The following is an 815-nucleotide window of genomic DNA, read 5'->3' on the forward strand; positions in this document are numbered from 1 at the left end:
CAGCCAGGGCTGGCCGGCGCGGCCGGCCATGTCGCGCATCGCCGCCGCCCAGCCCTTGCGCCGCACCTCCGCCAGCGCCTCGCGCACCGCCGCGGCATCGGCCGGCAGGCGGCGGGCGACGCGGCGGATGAGCTGCGGCATCTCCCGCTTCTCGACCCGCAGGCCGGAGGCCTGGATGGCGGCCTCCGCGGGATGGACGGGGATGTCATCGGTCATGCGGGGGTCTTATCGAAAACGCCCCCGCCTCGCCATGGCGGTCTCGGTGGGCTCAGGCGGATGCGTGCGCCTCTCTCGCGTGCCCCCCTGGCGGCGACGCGGCGGCGCGGCTGTCCGCCTCTCCCCCGGCGGCGGCCGAGAGGGCCTCCAGCAGCCGGTCGATATCCTTCTGGCACAGGCCGGTCGCGGCCTTCCGCGCGTCGCGATGCGCGGCCATCAGCGCGACGATCTGGGCGGCGCCGCAGGAACGGTGATGGAACATGACGGGCTTCCCCTTCCGGTGAGGCGATGGGGCCATGCTAAGCGATAATGAGAATTACTCGCAATAACTTTCGGCGAGGACCCGGCGCTGCGCGAAGGGTCGTGAAGCGAATCGGTTCAGCCGCTTCCGGCGGGGCGCAGCGCCGCCTCCAGCCGCGCCCAGCCCGCCTCGTCCCCCGGCAGGCCGAAGCGCAGCCAGTCCGGCCGGGCGGCGAAGGCGCGGGTCAGGATGCCGGCCCGGCCCAGCCGCGCATGCCAGGCGCCGGCCTCGCCCCGCGCCAGCCGGAACAGCCGGGTGCCGCCCACCACCCGCAGCCCCGCGTCTTCCAGCAACCCGT

At 74.8% G+C, this 815-nt stretch carries 2 protein-coding genes and 1 pseudogene; all 3 read right to left on the reverse strand.

Features of this window, described 5'->3' with window-relative positions:
* Nucleotides 1-216: hypothetical protein (locus ACVMLK_RS21170; RefSeq protein ID WP_457487559.1), on the reverse strand; the 216-nt coding region annotated here is incomplete at its 3' end.
* 52 nt (nt 217-268) lie between these two features.
* Nucleotides 269-478 (reverse strand): hypothetical protein, encoded by a 210-nt coding sequence (locus tag ACVMLK_RS21175; protein ID WP_457487560.1) that lies wholly within the window; start codon nt 476-478, stop codon nt 269-271.
* Between the two features lie 116 nt (nt 479-594).
* A pseudogene (locus tag ACVMLK_RS21180) lies at nt 595-815 on the reverse strand (threonine-phosphate decarboxylase); the annotation flags it as partial.

It is taken from the genome of Teichococcus aerofrigidensis, from assembly GCF_054073225.1.